Raw genomic sequence first — 18750 nt, 5'->3', positions numbered from 1 at the left:
TACAAACAATTTCATTGATATTTCAATATAACAGAAACTGATCGTATGGAATGTCGCTCCGTACATATATAAGCAATAACGCCCTATCTCGTGCTCTATAACATCGTCCACCTTAAGAGTAAGTTAGGTCAGTTTTTATGGAGTATATTGTGTAAACAAGCTTATGCGCGCTTTTTTATTGTTATAGAACATATGGATTTGGTTTGAATGACAGACTCATTCGTTAAAATAGGGCGTAATCCCTTTTGAATATAGGTTCTCCACTAACTTGAAAAATTCTTCAGACGACAAATCCTTTTGACGCTGGAGCCAAAGACGAAACAAAGAAAGAGCAGTTGTCAGGTAAAACTCAATGAAGTATGGCGTTAAGGATTGGTTTTGCGGAACGTTTAATTCTAATTGATCCAAAGTGATTTCTTTCTTTAAGCGTTTTAAAAAACGGGCACTTCCATAATCACCCAAAAGGGCATTAAGAACCAGGAGATGTTCTTTTTTATCCAGACAATTGAGCGTATCTTGAACCGTATCCTTCGATAGCTCTTTATTCGCCAATTCTTTTTTTATGTCATTCAATAAGTCATTTTCAACAGAGTCTAACAATTCGTAAATGTCAGTAAAGTATTGATAAAAGGTGCTGCGGTTATATCCTGACTTATTCGAAATTTCCTGAATCGAAATTTTTTCAATCGGCTTTTGGCTATATAACTCACAAAAAACTTCTACAAACTTTTGTCTTGTTTTCTCCGTTATTTGGGGTTGCTTTTTCATGTTACCCTCCTACTAGTGAATAAGAATATCATCCGACAAATCATAAAAAACTGATGGTTGATCAAGGAATAATGAAGATTTATAATCACATCATACAACATGTTGTCGGATAATCAAAAGGAATATTAATAAGTAGGGGTGGTTTATATGTCGGCAAAACAAGATAGAATTTTAATTTTTGGTGCAGGTGTCATCGGGAGCATGTACGCAATAAAGCTTATTGAAGCAGGGTTTGACGTTAGCCTGTTTGCACATTCGAATAGATATACATCATTAAGAGAAAATGGCCTGCAGTATATAGAAAAAGGTACAGTTAGATCGATACAAGTGAATGTCATTGATACGCTCGAAAATGACGATGTATACGATTTTATTTTCGTTACCGTTCGTTATGATCGGTCCGAATCAGCGTTGTTAGCGCTAAAAGATAATCAAAGCAAAAATATAGTTACGATGATTAGTAATTCAATTGGATTTTCTTCGTGGCTGGATATCATAGGGGATAGACTTTTACCAGCTTTTCCTGGCTTCGGCGGACAGATTAAAGATGGAGTATTGCATACTCGATTTCTACCAAAGTTTATAGCGGCAACTGCATTTGGAGAAATTAGTGGTGTAGCGACAGAACGCATAGAAAACCTTGCAAAATTATTTAAAACTGCAAAGCTTCCCTACGTTATTAAAAAAGATATGCAAGCGTATCTAATCACACATTCCGTATCAGACATTGCCATGTTGAGTTTTTTGCATTCTGAGAATAAGATTATTGACAAAAAAACAGCCAGAACCAGAAAGACGGCACGCAAAATAACAGTCACTTTAAAAGCGTATCTAAGGGCAATACAAAAAGCTGGCGTTTCAATTGATCCATCAATGCTTAAAATGGTGCTGAAATTTCCAAACTTATTTTTGGATCTTTTCTTTATGACATGGCTAAGAACTAAAATGGTTAGGGATATGATGTTGCCGGATTATGCGAATAATGCTAACAATGAGATTGTGCAGCTGAGTAATGATTTAATGAAATTTTTAAGTCAAAATGATATCAAATCGGAAATACATGTTCAGTAATTTTTTGTTAAAATAGTATGGTGATTTTTAATTTATTTTCATTAAATCCTTCAATTGGGGTTAATCTAAATATGAAAATCGAAATATATAGTTTTTTCGTAACATCCTTGACTAAACTAACGGGAAACGATAATTGAACAACAACAGCGGCAGTCTAAGACTTTATTTATCAAGTCTTTTTCTGTCGCTGCTTTATTATCCGGGACAGTCAGCTGATAAACGCATTTCAGTATTCAAAGTTTACTCACACCTGGGGTGATTCCTATCTTGGTTGTGGTTCTTGCCTGGATGCTGGCTCATAATATTTTGTACACCTATATCTCTCCTTTCCTTGGGCACTCCTGATTCTCTTGTTTCTTGCTCTGTTTGTTGCCTGGCGTGCTAAAAGGCATGGGTTTCGTCCATCCCAGATCCGTTAAGTAATCCGATTGCCATCCGTCTGCTATTGACTGTGAATTGTTCTTGCACGATCGTGGCAATCATTCATCGATTTGCACCACTGAAAATCATAAAATGCACCACCAAAAACAAAAACCATAAATTACATTAGATCGATATGTGAACCTGACGGAATCATGAATTTCGTCAGGTTCTTTTTGTAGTCTAGTCTTGTAAATCAAAGCAATCTAAGTAAACATAAAGGTTTTATATTACTTAGTATAAGTACACTTTACTTTTGTTAAAAATAAGTTTATAATTTGCTTCAAGAGGTGATGGTCATGAAGAAAGATTTTGGTGATTCAATATCCAATAAGGTTTATGAATATCGTGTACTTGCCAGAATGTCTCAGCAAGAATTAGCAGAGAAAGTCGGGGTTTCCAAACAAACCATTTTCGTAATGGAAAAAGGGAATTATGTTCCGACTCTGCTATTGGCTTTTCGAATTGCCGATTTTTTTAATGTTGATGTAAACGATGTTTTTACTTATTTGAAAGGAAATGATCAAAATGAAAATTAAGTCTATTTCTGATATCCATAACGCAATTTTTCATCCTTTAAAGTCCTGGGCTGAGCAATCTACGGGAAATTGGAATATTCTCATTGGAGTTGGTTTTTTACTGCTCATGGGTAGTGCGATTTTTACCTATGTATTTTATAAGAAGATTGGGCAAGACGATGAACGGACAAATAAAATCTTTTTGAAAAGCAGTTACTTTATGCTGTTGACAATTATTCTATGTGACATGATTTTTCCTAAAGAGTATATGTGGAACATCTTTTTCTTGTTCAAATATGCGCTAGCATTTTTAGCTGGTGGAATTTACATGGCCATCCAGTATAAAAAGGATTTGTCGTAAGGAAGGGTCGCAGAGCGAGGGCCAGCTAAGGATGGGGATTAGACAATGTTGATAAATATGCTAACTAAGTGATATGGAAGTTCAATAGGTGCAATCGGGTTGTAAAATAAATTGCTAAAATCAAAAATATCCTTTTATGTTCCTTCCCCCCTCTGCTTCTAGCGGCAATGGTTACATGTTCTTGTCCTTTGATCGCGACAAGAACATGTATTCATAAATCAAAAAAACCTCGCTCTGCCCCGCCTCTTATGAGACTATTATATCGGTGAGTGTATACAAACCATGTAATGCTTGCTGTTAATAATGCTGACGAAATCAAGGCTGTAAGAACACTATATGTTTGCCAAATAAGTATCGTTGACCAATCTAATACACAGCACATTATACACAGGGCAATCGTAGCAATCAGCAAAATAGCTGTTACGATTATTCGCTTTTTTGTCATTGACTGCCGCTCATTCGTTTTCCTTCTGCGTAATCCTAGTAGAAAGAACAGAACGGCCAATAGGCAAAAAATAATTGTGGTAGACGATAAAATGATGTCCAAAAGCTGTGTGCTGCTTATTTCATATGACTGCGTTAGATTGCCGTCTAATATATCTTTAACTCTTAGTACAATGCTTCTATTGATATTTGCGCCGTTGGTCAGCAAGCAGACGGCTGTTCGTTCATTGGGCAGTATAATCACTTCGGTTCCAAAATTCGGATTTCCCCCGGGGTGCTCTATAATCGTTTGGTTGGCGTTTACCGTCCAGCCCGCCGCATAATACATTTCGTTGACAGCCGGAACAGACATATCACCATGATGTGATTTTTCGATAACCGTATGGAATATTTCGGGTATGTCCTTCACAATACCCATCTGTATGCCCATCCAACGCGCCATATCTTTTGTACAAGAAATGATGTAGCCTGCGGGTTTATTCCCGGAATAATCCGGTGCGTTATATGGAGTTGTCATAAAAAAGGAAGAACGGTAGCCCTGTGCCAACTGTCCGGTGGCTTGAGCATCTTCTTTATAAACATACGTCTGGTGAAGACCTAACGGCTGAAATACCTGTTCCCTCATAAAGTCTTCATAGCTTTGTCCCGACACAATCTCAATAACCAAACCCAATACGTCATAATTAACGGTTCCATAGCTATACTGTTCACCGGGAGGGAACGCCAACTCAGCATCTACCAGCATTTCCACAGTCTTTTGCAACAAATCTGGTGTATTGCCTTGTGGAATATTTTGAGAATGCCTACCATTTGTTAGGCCGCTAGTATGGTGAAGAAAGTTATTGAGTGTAAGGCTTGTCATATCAACAGGTTTCCCTTGATACTTTAACGTAAACCAAGGTAAATATTTTTGGACAGTGTCAGTCATTGACAGCAGCCCTTGCTCCTCCAACAGCAGAATGCCCATGCCGGTAAAAGCTTTACTGACCGAGGCCAACTCATATAGTGTATTTTCACTTGCAGACAACCCACTTTCATGGTCTGCATACCCGGAAGAAAAGTAGAACATTTCATCATCAGCAAGTATCGAGATTGACATTCCCGGCACACCTGATATACGACGCGCATCATCCAGCAACGCGTGTATTGCCGCAGATTGCGTATCTGACAACGACGCATAACTTTGTGTTGCGAATCCTGAGATTAATATAAGTATCGTTATCACACAAACAATAGTCTTTTTCATAAACTCTCCATATCGAAAAAATTATGCGAGGATAATATAAACAACCCGTAGTACGCCTTATCCACCTAATGTATCGTTCCATTTTACTTAATGCTAGACGTTCAATAATTAGATTACAATTGTAAACTTCACAGACCCATGTATATTATTTCTTGTTTCGCAAAAAAGACCCCTCTGATTGCTTACCGGAAAGGTCTCCTTTCTTTTATAAAAATTCCACCCTATTATGATAAAGCTCAGCGTAGGCAAGTTTCATTAATCTTTCCATGTTACCTGCCATCCATATGACTGAAGTTTAAAGTATTTACTAAACTCCGCGACTACGGACTTCGCATTCTCTTTCGATGTTGCATGAAATATAGTTATATCGACTATATTACAGTCTGAAATTTCCTCCAAACCTTTAAGTCTTGATGCATCTACTCCAATCTGCTTTAGACTCATACAATTTTTGAGTATTGTTAAATCTCCAACCGGATAAGTGAACTGCTTTAATTTCTTCAATTCTCCTATAACCTCTATGTGTGATTCATCTATTGCACAGCTAACTGTCTCAAAAACCGTTAGATTCTTTAAAGCTTTTAAGAATGATAAATGTGGTATTGTCACTTGTTTGAGCTCTAGTTTTATTAACTTACTAAGGTTTGAAATATAAAGCAGGTCGCCAACCTCCATTTCTTCTAAACTTAGTTCCTTCAAATTTTTTATAGTTCCTATTAATTCCATTTCAATTGAGTTCATTCTACATAATCTCAAACTCTTTAATTTCTTTATATCTTTCAGTTTATGTATATTTTTTAATGGAAGTCCTATTAATAAAAGCTTCTGATCCTATCACAAGTTCTGCTAAAGAAGTCAACCGTTGAAGTACATCAAAATTAGTAATTTCATCCGCATGTATAATAAGTTCTTTAAGATTAACCATATGGGTTAAAATATCCAAAGATATTGCTCCGTATTTTTGAGCTTGATCAGCTCTAATAAATACCATTCTCTTTTTTTTCAATGTTTTTGAAGATACAAAACCACTCTCAACATCGTCTTTAAAATACTCTTCCCAAAATCCGCTTACAGGGATAAGGCTTTTCTCTTCGATATTCCAATTAGTCAAAGCCAAAATATCATCTAACAAACTTCCATTTTCACGAGATAATATGATTACATCATCTTCTTCACGAATACCAATACTACTATTTCTGAGGCTCGAATTGATAAATTCAAAGAAATGCCCCAAACTTTCCGCAATAACATAGGAAAAATTAGAATTGTGATCTATAGTAATAATTTGCCCATAAATGCCCTTTTCTCCGGGGTCTAAATCTATTGCCAAAAATGAGCCACCACCATCTTCAGCAAAAGGAATCCAGCCTTCTCTGTAGTTCCCATCTTTTATTACATCTGATTTGCTGGATATAATATCGTATGCTGATTCCAAAAGGGACTTCCAGTTGCTTACTATCGATTCAATGTTCATCCAACCAAGACCAGCCATAACACCAAAAATCTGCTCTCCTTCTCCATTAAAATTCATGTATAACTTTCTGAAATCTTCTGGAAATTTGCAGTTCATCATGCTCTCGAAAAGATCTATTTCTGATTCCTCAACTGCTGGATTCAGTAATTCCTCTACATTTGGTATATGCGATTTTAATGTCTCAATAAGTAAACACTCTTCTTTTTTATTAGCTAATGACATATAGTGGCCCCCATTCTACAGAGTCATAATAGTTTCAGTAAACATCCTTGGTTGATCATCAATCATTTTGTTATGATTCATCTTCAACAGTTCTATCAATAATTAATTCTATCTTACATATGGAGCATCTATTTCCCAATTTAGCAATATCGTATCATGAATTTGTAAATATTGTTGTATTAAGTCATATACAAAAACCTAAGAGTCATCTTAGGGGTTAATTTTATCTCTATATAAACTTCATTCACAACTAATTTTTCACCCTATTTATGGTACGGTTCTCCTTATACGCTATAACGGCTAAATTTCTTTCACAATTTAAAAAGGGATATCGAGAAAATCGATATCCCAGAATAGACTCTTTACTAAGTTGACTTTGGTGCAGCGGCCGACAACATCCAAATGTGCTCAACACCTCAACACATTTTTATTGTAAATCTAAGTATAGCTTGCCCTCTTTTATTGCGGATTTGTTGTCAAAATTCCAGCAGTCTTTATAAAGACTCGTTGTGGTAATTGCAGAGTCGCTACAATAAGTTCAGCCACATCTTCAGGCTGCATCATCCTGTCTTCGTCACCTATTTTCAGACCAACATTCGCCGCCAATTCCGTATTAACCGTGCTTGGGGTCAAAGCAGTTACGAGAATATTGGATTTCCTCACTTCATGCATGAGAGATTCTGTGAATCCCAACACTGCGAATTTGGAAGCACAATAGGCAGAACCGTTGGCAATGCCGCCCGGGTAACATAGTACGTCCCCATGAGGTTCGTTTGAATGATGCGCTCCCAAGCCTCCGTTTCCATCTCAAGTACGGTCCCAAACTTCGCTACACTCGCATTATTGATGAGAATATCAATGGTTCCAAGCTTTTCTGCCAGCGTATTTATTGCTAGTTCAGCTTATTCTTTATTGAAAATATCGGCGGTAACCTGAAACACCTTGACTGCATACGACTTCCCTAAAAATTCTGAAGGCTCTCCAAATCGGCAGCGCTTCTAGCCATGATACCAAGATGTACGCCTTCTTTCGCAAGCGCAATAGCAGCGGCTTTCCCGATTCCCTTCCCTGTTCCAGGGCTAAGACTTGGGGGACCAACAATTTAAATCCTCCATGTAAATGACACTGAAAGTAATCGGCGGCAAGTGGAAGCCGGTTATTCTTTGCCACCTTACCGAGGGAGCCAAAAGATTCGGAGAGCTTCGCCGCGATATGCCAGGCATCACACAAAAGGTGTTGACTCAACAATTAAGGGAACTTGAAGATGATGGCATCATCCACCGAAAAGTATATACGCAAGTGCCTCCAAAGGTGGAATATAGTTTGAGCTTTTGTTCAAGTTCCAATACTGTTCCGTTGGTGGTAAATCATGCTGGTCTGTAACAGTTGCCAAAATGCTGTAGAACCCATTTCACCATCACATTCAATACTTCTTTCAAGGTACCATCCACCTCTTGAGTTTACGTAAATGATTTCACCCAGTGAGAGACTAGATCTTCCTTTGAATACTCTTTCTAGCTGCTCCGGGTAACGAATCTATCAAAAAAGGACCCCATCGTCGTTGACGGTGAGCACGAACTGATCATCAGTATAGAATTGTGGGATGCCGTCCAGAAGTTCTGCAAAAATCGGGGCGTGAAATAAACCCTCGTCCGTTCAATGATCGCGTCCGTTACCTGCAGGCGGCCTTGCGAGGATAAGACGACCGGCAAACGAATTATGCACCCAGGACGGTTTGAAATACAAATTGCCGGTTGTATAATTTTTCGATTACAGAGCAAGATAATACCAGATAATCACTTTAATCATGGAGGAGAAGACTATGGTTAAAAAAGACCCTCAAATGAAGAATCATCAAATGTCTACATGGCTTGATGAATTAAAACAGAAATTGAACCATATGGATGATGCCGAAGTCGTTGAGCACAGAATGGGTACCAGTGCTTCAGTCCATCTTTTATACATAAAAACGTTAATCGATCAAGAGCGTTTAAACGAGGCGATTATTCAGCCACTTTATCGATCTGTCGGCAATTCACTTTCTTCATGCATAACCAATGCCAAAGTTTCGGAAGTTCTATCGATCGAAGATGCTGAGCAAAAAATAATGCAAGGATTTATTCTTCTAAACGATTCAGTCAACAATCAATGGTTAGGCGTCCAGTTGGAAAGTTCTTTGGGTCGGGCAGTTGAACCTTCCCAAACGGAAACGGTTATATATGGAGCGAAAGACAGCTTCAGTGAACAAATCGATAAAAATATTACAATGTTGCGCAGACGTTTGCCTATAACTACATTAAAAACGGAAAGCTTTACTATCGGTTCACTAAGTAAAACGAAAGTTGTGTTACTGTACATAGACGGATTAATTAATCCAGAATTTGTATCCCTTGCAAGAAAGAAAATTAACAGTGTGGATTTCGATCAATTTTTAGACTCCTCTCAGCTTGCAGCTTTTATTGAAGATCATAACCATACGGTCTTTCCGCAGTTTCTACAAACGGATCGGCCGGATGCCTGCGCCTACGCCTTAGGTGAGGGAAAGCTGACGATATTGGTTTCCAATTCACCGTTTGCCTTAATTGCTCCCATTACTTTTTTCCATCTAATGCAATCGCCGGAAGACTACTTCCTTCGTTGGCCGGTAGCCAGTTTTTTACGTATAATCCGGTATGTAAGTTTTATTGTTTCTTTGACGATGATTCCTTTTTATGTTGCGTTAACGACATTTCATTACCAAATGGTTCCGCTGCCGCTTCTTTACGTATTGTTGGAATCGAGAAGCAAATTGCCCTTTACTCCGTTTGCGGAAGGATTTTTCATGATCATAACGCTGGAAATCATCAAAGAAGCAAGTTTGCGAATGCCGACCAAAACCAGTCAAACTTTAGGGGTTATCGGTGGTATCGTCATTGGACAAGCTGCAGTAGAAGCAGGCTTTGCAAGTAAAGTACTGATAGTGCTGATGGGTATATCCGCTATTGCTTTCTTTTTAGTTCCCAATTATCAAGTGACAAAATCCATGGTGCTGATACAAATTCTTTTTCTTGTCCTTGCATCGTTTCTTGGGTTGCCGGGAATCGTGATCGGGCTAATCGGGATTCTTGCACATCTCCATGCATTAACGTCATTAGGTCAACCTTATTTAGCACCGATCGCTCCTTTTTATGGGAAGGATTGGAATGACCTCTTTATCCGCGGCCCTTTAATTTGGATGAAAACGCGTCCAAAATATCTAAAACCACTACGGAAATGGCGACAGGAGATGAAGAAGTGAAGAGTTTATCCTTATATAATCGAACTTCCACCCTTGGCGGTATCTATTTCCTTCTCTTAGTGAATCGCATGCAAATGCATTATTTCATTTTAATCATGCCGGCTTATTTGGTTCATTCGTATATGGTTTGGGGAATTGTCGTGATGGGGCTACTGTCCCAACTTAATTTGATGATGATGTCCAAATGGTTTACTTCAAGTTATGCAGCGAAAGGCTATCAAGGATTTTTACAGCTTTTCGGGAAACGGGCGGTTCAAGTTTTCGCAATACTTGGTTTTTTGATAATATTGTTAAAAATTTCAGTCATCACACTGGGATACGTTGAAATGCTCCATAGTTTTATTTATCCATCAATGAATAAAAAATGGCTGATCCTAATGATTCTTTTGATCAGCTTATTTGTGGCTTCACATGGAATGGAGAACACATTGCGTTTTGTCGTCATCGCCTTTCTTTGCGGGGCTTGGATCGTAATCGTGTTTATTCCTTTTTTCTTTCCGCCGATTGCAAATTACCGCGATTTGTATCCTCTCATACCCACCGAATGGTCAGGACAATCATGGCAAGGTTTGTTGTTTATTTGGTCGGCATTTTCCGGTCCAGTATATTTGGTCTTTATGGTTCCATGGTTAAGCTCCAATAAAAAAATATCGAAATATCTGGTCATTGGAAACATGCTGACGATCCTGGAATATTCATTATTGTTCATTGCTTCGGTATTATTTTACGGTTCGAACTTCTTAAGCAAGATCAATTTCCCGATAGGATATATGGGAAGCTACATTCAAACGAGCGGTTTAGAACGAATCGATTACATCCTTATCTCTTTCCATATGTTTAATTATGTGTTTGACATTTCAATTCTTCTGTTGTGTTTTTATGGAGCCGGAAGAGTCTTTATGAGAAAAATGAACGAACGCACGACTCGGATCAGATTATTGTCGAGTTGGTTCGTCATTTTGATAAGCATCATCTTAATGGATCAATGGTTATGGCAAACGGTTCCGGGTCAAAAGATGTTACTGAACATTCAAATCTGGCTCAGCGCATTCATTTATTTACTTGTTCCTACGATCCTTTTCACTGCAGTTAAACGAAAGGAGAGTAAGTAGGCATGGTATCATACAAGCACTATGGTTTATTAGCGAGTGTATGCCTTATGTGGATGGCCGGCTGTTCTTCTCCATATGTCGAGAACAATTTGGTCGAAGAGATCGCTCCGGTAGTTTTCTGGTCGGTTGACGAGGGGACGGAAGGAAAGTTGAAAATCAGCACTTTAGTACCACCGCTCATCCAAGAAAAAAAACGTCTTCTCTCCAAGGAAGTCGATCTGTTAAAGCAGGGAGGCAGGGAGTTTAATTTAATTTATTATCGGGAATTAAAGCAGGGGCAGCTGCGAATGTTATTAATCAATGAGGAGCTGGCAAAAAAAGGAGGAATTGAAAGGCTGATCAATACGATATTGGTTGATCCCGATATTTCAATGCGTGTCTATTTGTTGATTGTCAGAGGCGATTTTGATGAATACATAAAAAATCAATTGACGAAGCAAGAAAACCAAGATTATTTTCTTTATCGGATGTTAAAGCATTACGAGGAGCATAACCAAGGTGAAATGAGCATCGTCAATATTCATCAATTTATGAAGATGTTATATTCCCCTCTTAAGGATCCGATCCTGCCGGTTTTTCATTCGGATAAGAACAATTTCAATTACGTAGGGACAGCCTTATTCCAAAAGGATAAAGAAGTAATGGTCATTCAAGACGTGGACGATGATATTTTTCAACTTCTGGATAACGATCATTTCCTAAAAGTCTTGGCCATTCCAAAGTTATCTATCAGTTTAGGACGTATTCGATCCAATGTTCGCATGAAACTATCGAGGGACTATTCATCCTTGTCTTTACATGTGGGATTGAACGGAAGAATAGAGGAATACCAGGGAGAAATGAATATTCAAAGTGAAGAACAATCGGAACATTTAATTCATGAAATTGAGGTCTACCTTGAGGAACAAACGTCAGATTTATTAAAAAGAATGCAACGGTGGAAAGTGGATCCCTTAGAGGTCGGAACCCATTCGCTTAAGCCGTTTTCTAAACAAATAACGGAAGATCAATGGTTGAAATATTGGGGAAATATGAAAATTAATGTTGACTACGACATCAAAGTACATCCTTTAATTAATGGAGCGGTTGATGTGAGGTAGCGTCAAGAAGTTTGTGTAAGCTAGGGAAAGTAATTCTTTGGATTGCCTGAGTGGTATGGGTGTTCGTTGGATTGGGGGAGCCCCCACCCCAACGAAGCTAGAGCAGCATTACTCTTCTAGCATGGCGAAACGGGATATCGTAGTGGTTGGAGAGTAATGGCTGCCAAACATACTTTCAATAAATCGAGCTACGTCACGCGTTCCCATTCCACTTTTGTACATCTGGATAACAGCCTCTTCCAGCTTCCTCACTGGTCATGAACTGCTGGATTTCCGCCTTCATGATGGACTTCAAATTATCTTTGACAAACTGGGTGACAAGATTTCAAATAGATTATTAAGCATGTTTTCGTGTAGAATACTCATCGAGTAGGGATAAGAAAATTGACAGTAAGGAACTTTATCCTGAGCTTGTTATTCTCGAGATTTTCGTAACTCTTAAAAAATCGGCTCCATGAGGCTCACAAATCGATTTATTGGTGCTTGCTTTGGCTTCGAGATGTGGTTTAAATCACACAACAACACTATATGTAGGCTAAGGAGTAGTTAATTTATTTAGTAGACGTCATTTATGATACGGTTCAGCCCGATTTGTCCTCACCGCGGGATACATCTGTTCCAAGCTTTCAGCCACGTTTAGATTCTATTGTGATTGTGCGCCCTGAGTCTGAACCAGCTGATCTTCTCAACTGCTGTGTTGCGGTCCCCATCTGCAGTTTCCGGGCAATCTGCTTGTTGCGCATTCCTCTGATACCTTCAATAGTCCTCCTTGCTTCATTTAGAGTTATATATACTGGTTTTCTCAAATTAATCACGTAATCTAGTGCTCCGAATAATAAAAAAAGCCCGCAAGCTAGGTACCTGCGGCTTTGAATTTTATTTAGGATATGTTGTAATTTATTATTATCTCTCCCTCCCCAACAAAGCCATAGCCCCCTTTTATGGAGTTGCTTGTGGAAGCTACAGCAAAGGCTATACGCGTTGAATCGTGGCTATCACGACCCCAGCAAATCCAATGCCTAACTGCACCAGTATTTCCGTGCTCCTAGGAGGACACGCTATGCGATTTTCAAGTGGCAATCGCCTCTTTCTGTTCCTTAGCTTTTGGGAATCCTTGATCTACTCCTTGTTCTCTACGACTATCACGCAAGAGCTCGTACGTCACATAAACCGGTCGCCCTGTTCGTGGTTCCAGCATAATCTCGGCATCAATGGCAAACACCTCATTCAGCGTCCGTACCGTCATTACACGCTCTGGCGAACCATGCTCCACCACCTGGCCCTCACGAATCGCCACCATATAGTCGGAGAAGCGTGCTGCCAGATTCAGGTCATGCAACACCATCACAATCGTCACCTGTTGACTGCGATTCAGTTCATAGAGCAGTTCCAGCACTTCAAGCTGATGCGCCAGGTCCAGATAGGTGGTGGGTTCATCCAGCAGGATCAGATCGGTTTGCTGGGCGAGCGCCATCGCAATCCATACGCGCTGACGCTGACCGCCAGATAGCGTATCGACCTCACGATGCTCAAACGCTGTAAGCTGTGTAACCGATAGGGCCCAGGCTACTACTTGCTTATCCTCTTTGGAGAGCTTGCCGAAGCCCCGTTGATGTGGAAAACGCCCATAGGCGACTAATTGAGCGACCGTCAAACCGCTTGGTGCGGTCGGCGTCTGCGGCAGAATCGCCATCTGCTTGGCCACTTCCTTGGTGGACAGCGTGCGGATATCTGAACCATTCAGATAAACCGTACCATTATTCGTCTTAAGCAGCCGACCAACTGCCTTTAGTACGGTTGATTTACCGCATCCATTGGGTCCAATAATCGAGGTAATCTGTCCACGCGGAATCTGCAAGTCCAGTTCTTGTACGATAAGCGTGTCATTATAGACAATATCGATTTGTTGCGCTGTAATACTTTCCATGACGTCCTCCTAATTGGCCTTCGATAGTAAATAAAGAAAGTACGGAACACTGATGACCGTAATGACAATTCCCGTCGGCACATCTCCCCCCAGGCTAACCGTGCGCGTAATCGTGTCAGCAAGTACCACGACTAATCCCCCGGTCAGGCTGGCAGCGGGAACGAGCAATTTGTGATCGGGCCCGACCAGTTTTCTTGCCATATGCGGAGCGATCAAGCCAACGAAAAAGAAGCTTCCACCCACGGCCACACTGCCAGAGGATAAAGCAACCGCAGCGATCGACAACCCCAAAAACTGCCGCTTCACGGCAAGACCCAGCCCTTCTGCCGTCTGATTGCCCAGATGGAGGGTGTTGAGTATGCGAGAATTGTAGAAAATATAGCCGAGTAAAATCAAGATCCATGGTCCCAGTACGGAGATATAGCGCCAATCAGCGCCCCATAAGCTTCCTGCCAGCCAGTGCAGCATGAAATCCATCTGCGAATCATTCAGCTTGAGTGTCAGGAAGGTGGTCAGCGCTTCATACCCGCTTCCGAGTGCGACCCCGGTTAAGATCAAACCGATTGGTGAGATATCTCGCCCACGGCGATACGATAATAAGAAGATTAATCCCGCCGCCAACAATCCGCCAACAAAGGCCAGTAGTGGCAGGGCTATAAAGGAGCCCTTTCCTGTCGATGCGATGAATACGACGAAGAACAGGACAAACAAACCCGATCCCGAACTAATCCCCAGCGTCCCCGGACTAGCCATGTCATTACGCAGCAAACTCTGCATCACGACCCCAGCCGCTCCCATTCCCAGGCCTACCAAGATGGACAGTGTGATTCGTGGCAGGCGAAAATCGAACACGATCAGATTTTGCTTGTCTGTACCGTTTCCCAGGAGAACATTCAGAACTTCTAGCGGTGAAAGATTCATTTTGCCAGAATTCATGCTAATGACAGCAAACATAAGGATGAGCACCATAAGCACTATATTGACGATTATGCCCCTTTGCACCGTATAACGCTGCTTGATCATTCAGCTTCCCTCCTTTGCTTGCGAGCCAGGAAGAGAAAGTACGGCACACCAATGATAGAAAATATAATGCCAATCGGTGTTTCGAACGGCTTATTGATCAAGCGTCCAGCCAGATCGGCCGACACGGTCAGCAACGCACCATATAGCGCAGCTGCCGGAATAATGTAACGATAGTCGACACCGATCATGTATCGCACAATATGTGGGGTAATCAGACCAACAAAACCGATGGGGCCAACTAAGACAACAGCCAATCCAGTCAGCACGAGCACGATAATCGTCGATAACCCCTTGACAAGTCCGCTACGAATACCGAGTCCACTTGCCACATCATCCCCCAAACTGAGCAGTGTAACAGAAGGAGATAGCATCAGCGCCAGCAGCACACCTCCAACAAATAGCGGTGAGATAATTAGCAATTCCCCCCACTTGACCCCCGCTGTACTGCCTGCCGTCCAAAATGCCAATGCTCGACCCAGGTTATAATTGATCGCTAAATACTGACTGAGTGCGCCAAATAGCATGGAGATGGACAGTCCTGCCAGTACCAGCCGCTGAGGCGTCATCCCGCGCTTGCCGAGTGACGCGATGAAATAAGTGATCCCGGTCGCGAGCGCTGCTCCCAGACAAGCAAACAGCATCATCTGCCCATACGAATAACCCGGCAGAAAGGCCAGGCAAAGAGCAATCGCGAATGCTGCCCCAGAGCTGATCCCCATCAGCCCGGAGTCGGCCAGCGGATTGCGCGTCGTTCCCTGCATAATAGCCCCACATACCGCAAGGCTGCACCCGACGATCAGATCGGCTACGGTACGCGGAAGACGTAGGGTTTGAATAATTTGATGCTCAGTGAGCGTTGGATCAAATCGGAAAATAGCCTCCCATGCAGTCGCTAACCTCATGTCGGCGGCACCGAAGCTAATCGACGCCGCCGACATGAGAACCGTTAATCCAAGCCCTACCACCATGTACATGGTGAAGTTCACCGCCCCACGGCGTTTTTGTTCAGGCTTGTTTTTCATTACGTTTTCCTTTCCTTACCTACTGACAGTCATATTTGTAAATTGGAGTACTTCTTAATACCTTGTCAAAACCCTTATTGAGGCATTGCCAGCAATTGTTTGATAATATGATCAATCAATGCACTGGAAGTCATTATATCCGTGGACCAAGATAGCGATGTACCCACCGTTATGATCCGATTATGTTGCACAGCAGGTAGTGATTTCCAGACCGCATTATTAGTAGGAACTTCCGTATCTCCTATAGCGATTAGATAATCCCCTATGTAAGCAGCCAATACCTCCATAGAGATATCTCCCCAATATTTATCTGCGTCAATAATATCAGTTTGAACTTTTGATGGTGCCTTCATTTTAAGTTCATTATAAACAAGCTCGCCAACCGCATGTTTGGCTCCAGCGATGTAGTTACTTTTATCACTGAATTCCCCCATAGTAATCGTCACGTCTGAAAGACCTGCATTCTGAAGGGCTAACTTCGCTTCTTCGATTTTTCCGGCATAAGCACTCAAAACAGCCTTAGCCTCTTCCTGCTTGTTCAAAACATCGCCAATAAAATGTATACGCTCTTCTGTAGTCATATCACCATAAGGGACATAAATTGTTGGGGCAATTTTGGATAAATCTTCATAATTTTCATCACCCCATGCTAAAATGATCAGATCAGGCTCAAGAGTCATGACATCTTCCGGCTCCATAGCTATTTTAATGGAGTCTGTAATCTGGTTAGCAAAAACAGCCTCTTTCCCGTCCCTTGCTGCTCTCGCCACACCTAGAGGAGTTACACCCAGGGCTACCACATCACCCACTAAGTAATCGACTACAACACGCTGAGGGTTGTTAGGCACCTTAACGTCACCCTTTACTGTGGATATCGTTCTCGTCTGCGAGACTGCTTCTGAAGCAGTCGTCTCTGATACTTCCGGTTGTGTCTGTGCAGGGTTTGGATTTACCATTCCCCCGTTATTCGATGGCGTTCCCGACGCACATGCCGACAATAACAGCATCAAGCTCATCGCCGCCGCCAAGATCATTTCTTTACTTCTTACTTTTCCAAACATGGTTGATTCCCCTTCTCTATAAGACTGGACTAGACCTGCTAGTTCCCTCTCATAGTAAAGAAAATGAGAATCATTATCAATACCATCAACCTGCATGGATAGTGCGTTTATTTTCCGATAATCACTTGGTGTCATCTTGTAATACTTCTTAAACATCCGAAACAGATTTTTCTCATCTGCAAAACCAGATCCTGTTGCGATCTCTTTAATGGTTGCTTCTGTATGCTTCAAGTCATGGCAGGCAGCTTCAATCCTTCTCTGAATGAGGTACTCCTGTAAGCTCATGCCTTCCTTCTTTTTGAACAGCCGCGTCAATTGCCCGCCACTGATCCCAAACATATCGGCAATTTCTTGAAACATAATCGGCTGCATGTAATGTTTATCGAGGTATATCTTGGCAGAACAAGCCGGATCTGGCTGGAGATACCGAATCTCACCACTCTCAAAATCTCTGTAGACCCCATGAATCAATTGATATAGAAAACTTTTGGCCTGCAGCTGATCCATCGCCTTGCCGCGGTTCCAGCCATTCATCATCTGTTGAAACCAATCGAGTAGCAAGATAGGATTACTTGGTGTATAACCAAACTGTTGAACAAATGGGTTCACTTCCTCCAGTAATTGCTGCAGGTGCCTCTTGAAAAAAAGAGGTAATTCTGCTTTATAAAACACCATAAAGGTCTTCACATTCTCCCCTATAGGTGAAATACTGAGCAGGCTCCCCTTCCCTCCGTGAACTAAACCAAAGCGTTCCATTCCAAATGTGGTTTCATTCAGTTGAATTTGTGCTTCTCCTCCACATGCATAGATAAACATGCTACTAGGCATTTTATACTGCTCCAACGGGTATTGGGACGCTACATTCTGAAAACGCACGTCTATTAATGTAATGATCGAACGTGTCCAAATATGGGCCATCGTATCGATCATCTCCGGTGTAAATACCTGGCTTGCTGCTGCTTCGTCTTGCATCTATCTGCGCTCCCTCATCTCACTTTTTCCATTTTATATATCACCTATCAATTGATATTGATTATCAATATCATAATTCATGAGGTAAGTATATCATCATTAAGTGACATTGGGGACAGGGGCCGAATAAATGTATAGAATCCTTATCTAGGATGCTTTCATGAACGGTCATCGTTGCATCAACCCCACCTTTAAACACAGATATCGTAAAAATGAACGTTTCAGCGGGCTTCCGCTTCGAGAAATTTAGAAGAACATCGAATCGGCAATCACAAGTTCTTGCCCTGAACAAAAGACAAGAACTTGTTCCAATAAAAAAACCGCGCCCAGCGCGGATTCCAGTGAGACTATGTTCTTGTCCTCTGATCGGAGAATCGTTTCTCAATCTCAGCAGAAGATATAGTTTACAGCTAAATATCACGAAGCAGTGAAGTATTAAGCTCCGCTCTCCCCAAGTAGCCGCTGCAGATAACGGGGCGGTTAATGATTTCATACATTTTTTTAAGATCGGAAATGTACTCTTGGCTCCAAGTTTCAAACGAATCGAATTCCGCCATTGATATTTGATGGTACTCCGGGGAGTCGGTTACCCCCGTTAGGACCTCATATGCATAAATATTGTCACCAAACTTTCCTACAGATTGGTATCTACCTGTTTTCAGGCGGATATAATCGGTATATCTCACGGTCTTCCCTCATCCTTTCATTGATTTCATCATGTCTATTTTCTTA

15 protein-coding genes and 3 pseudogenes are annotated in these 18750 nt (G+C 41.2%); 7 read left to right on the top strand and 11 right to left on the bottom strand.

Going from position 1 to position 18750, the window contains the following annotated elements; genetic code table 11:
• Positions 1 to 216 precede the first annotated feature (216 nt).
• Positions 217 to 768, bottom strand: coding sequence for a TetR/AcrR family transcriptional regulator (locus NSS82_RS17675; RefSeq protein WP_036676995.1), 552 nt, complete (start codon positions 766 to 768; stop codon positions 217 to 219).
• 147 nt (positions 769 to 915) lie between these two features.
• Here NSS82_RS17675 and NSS82_RS17670 point away from each other — a divergent pair, with 147 nt between their 5' ends.
• The 3 genes from NSS82_RS17670 to NSS82_RS17660 all read left to right on the top strand — a co-directional run bounded on the left by NSS82_RS17670 (position 916) and on the right by NSS82_RS17660 (position 3138).
• Complete coding sequence (locus tag NSS82_RS17670; protein ID WP_036676997.1) at positions 916 to 1839, top strand: ketopantoate reductase family protein; 924 nt, start codon at positions 916 to 918, stop codon at positions 1837 to 1839.
• Positions 1840 to 2558: 719 nt separating this feature from the next.
• Positions 2559 to 2798 carry a helix-turn-helix transcriptional regulator gene (locus NSS82_RS17665; RefSeq protein WP_036677000.1) on the top strand — a complete coding sequence of 80 codons (240 nt, stop codon included), beginning with the start codon at positions 2559 to 2561 and terminating at the stop codon, positions 2796 to 2798.
• A complete protein-coding gene (locus NSS82_RS17660) occupies positions 2788 to 3138 on the top strand; it encodes a hypothetical protein (RefSeq protein WP_036677002.1) in 351 nt (116 codons plus the stop codon). Before NSS82_RS17665 ends, NSS82_RS17660 begins: the two co-directional genes overlap by 11 nt.
• A 211-nt stretch (positions 3139 to 3349) precedes the next feature.
• Here NSS82_RS17660 and NSS82_RS17655 read toward each other — a convergent pair whose 3' ends face one another.
• The 4 genes and pseudogenes from NSS82_RS17655 to NSS82_RS17640 form a co-directional block, all read right to left on the bottom strand.
• Positions 3350 to 4828: a serine hydrolase domain-containing protein gene (locus NSS82_RS17655; RefSeq protein WP_076273229.1), complete on the bottom strand. Its 1479-nt coding sequence runs from the start codon at positions 4826 to 4828 to the stop codon at positions 3350 to 3352.
• 255 nt (positions 4829 to 5083) lie between these two features.
• Complete coding sequence (locus NSS82_RS17650; protein WP_218641954.1) at positions 5084 to 5569, bottom strand: hypothetical protein; 486 nt, start codon at positions 5567 to 5569, stop codon at positions 5084 to 5086.
• A gap of 43 nt (positions 5570 to 5612) precedes the next feature.
• Positions 5613 to 6524: an SMI1/KNR4 family protein gene (locus NSS82_RS17645; RefSeq protein WP_218641953.1), complete on the bottom strand. Its 912-nt coding sequence runs from the start codon at positions 6522 to 6524 to the stop codon at positions 5613 to 5615.
• 459 nt (positions 6525 to 6983) lie between these two features.
• A pseudogene (locus NSS82_RS17640) lies at positions 6984 to 7626 on the bottom strand (SDR family NAD(P)-dependent oxidoreductase).
• Positions 7627 to 7643: 17 nt separating this feature from the next.
• Between NSS82_RS17640 and NSS82_RS17635 the strand changes: the two are divergent.
• The 4 genes and pseudogenes from NSS82_RS17635 to NSS82_RS17620 form a co-directional block, all read left to right on the top strand.
• Positions 7644 to 7853 (top strand): annotated as a pseudogene (locus NSS82_RS17635) (winged helix-turn-helix transcriptional regulator); the annotation flags it as partial.
• A 493-nt stretch (positions 7854 to 8346) separates the two neighbouring features.
• Positions 8347 to 9801 (top strand): spore germination protein, encoded by a 1455-nt coding sequence (locus tag NSS82_RS17630; RefSeq protein ID WP_076106716.1) that lies wholly within the window; start codon positions 8347 to 8349, stop codon positions 9799 to 9801.
• Entirely contained in the window at positions 9777 to 10913 is a 1137-nt protein-coding gene (locus NSS82_RS17625) for a GerAB/ArcD/ProY family transporter (RefSeq protein ID WP_340960187.1), read from the top strand. Before NSS82_RS17630 ends, NSS82_RS17625 begins: the two co-directional genes overlap by 25 nt.
• A gap of 2 nt (positions 10914 to 10915) precedes the next feature.
• The gene (locus tag NSS82_RS17620; protein WP_076273227.1) at positions 10916 to 12013 is read left to right on the top strand and encodes a Ger(x)C family spore germination protein; all 1098 of its coding nucleotides are present in this window, start codon (positions 10916 to 10918) and stop codon (positions 12011 to 12013) included.
• 108 nt (positions 12014 to 12121) lie between these two features.
• Here NSS82_RS17620 and NSS82_RS17615 read toward each other — a convergent pair.
• The 6 genes and pseudogenes from NSS82_RS17615 to NSS82_RS17590 form a co-directional block, all read right to left on the bottom strand.
• Positions 12122 to 12379 (bottom strand): annotated as a pseudogene (locus NSS82_RS17615) (transposase).
• Between the two features lie 703 nt (positions 12380 to 13082).
• The gene (locus NSS82_RS17610) at positions 13083 to 13940 is read right to left on the bottom strand and encodes an ABC transporter ATP-binding protein (protein ID WP_076273226.1); all 858 of its coding nucleotides are present in this window, start codon (positions 13938 to 13940) and stop codon (positions 13083 to 13085) included.
• 9 nt (positions 13941 to 13949) lie between these two features.
• Entirely contained in the window at positions 13950 to 14963 is a 1014-nt protein-coding gene (locus NSS82_RS17605) for a FecCD family ABC transporter permease (protein ID WP_076273225.1), read from the bottom strand.
• Positions 14960 to 15985 carry a FecCD family ABC transporter permease gene (locus NSS82_RS17600; RefSeq protein ID WP_052097066.1) on the bottom strand — a complete coding sequence of 342 codons (1026 nt, stop codon included), beginning with the start codon at positions 15983 to 15985 and terminating at the stop codon, positions 14960 to 14962. Before NSS82_RS17600 ends, NSS82_RS17605 begins: the two co-directional genes overlap by 4 nt.
• A 74-nt stretch (positions 15986 to 16059) precedes the next feature.
• On the bottom strand, positions 16060 to 18018 hold the full coding sequence (locus NSS82_RS17595; protein ID WP_076099110.1) for an AraC family transcriptional regulator: 1959 nt from the start codon (positions 18016 to 18018) through the stop codon (positions 16060 to 16062).
• A gap of 410 nt (positions 18019 to 18428) precedes the next feature.
• Positions 18429 to 18704, bottom strand: a complete 276-nt coding sequence (locus NSS82_RS17590) for a hypothetical protein (protein ID WP_036677015.1) — start codon at positions 18702 to 18704, stop codon at positions 18429 to 18431.
• Positions 18705 to 18750 lie beyond the last annotated feature (46 nt).

The sequence above is a fragment of the Paenibacillus sp. FSL H7-0735 genome (assembly GCF_038008505.1).
In the GTDB taxonomy this organism is placed as follows: Bacteria; Bacillota; Bacilli; order Paenibacillales; family Paenibacillaceae; genus Paenibacillus_AQ; species Paenibacillus_AQ odorifer.
Note: the sequence above shows the minus strand (reverse complement) of the source record. Positions and strands in the feature narration are given on the sequence as shown.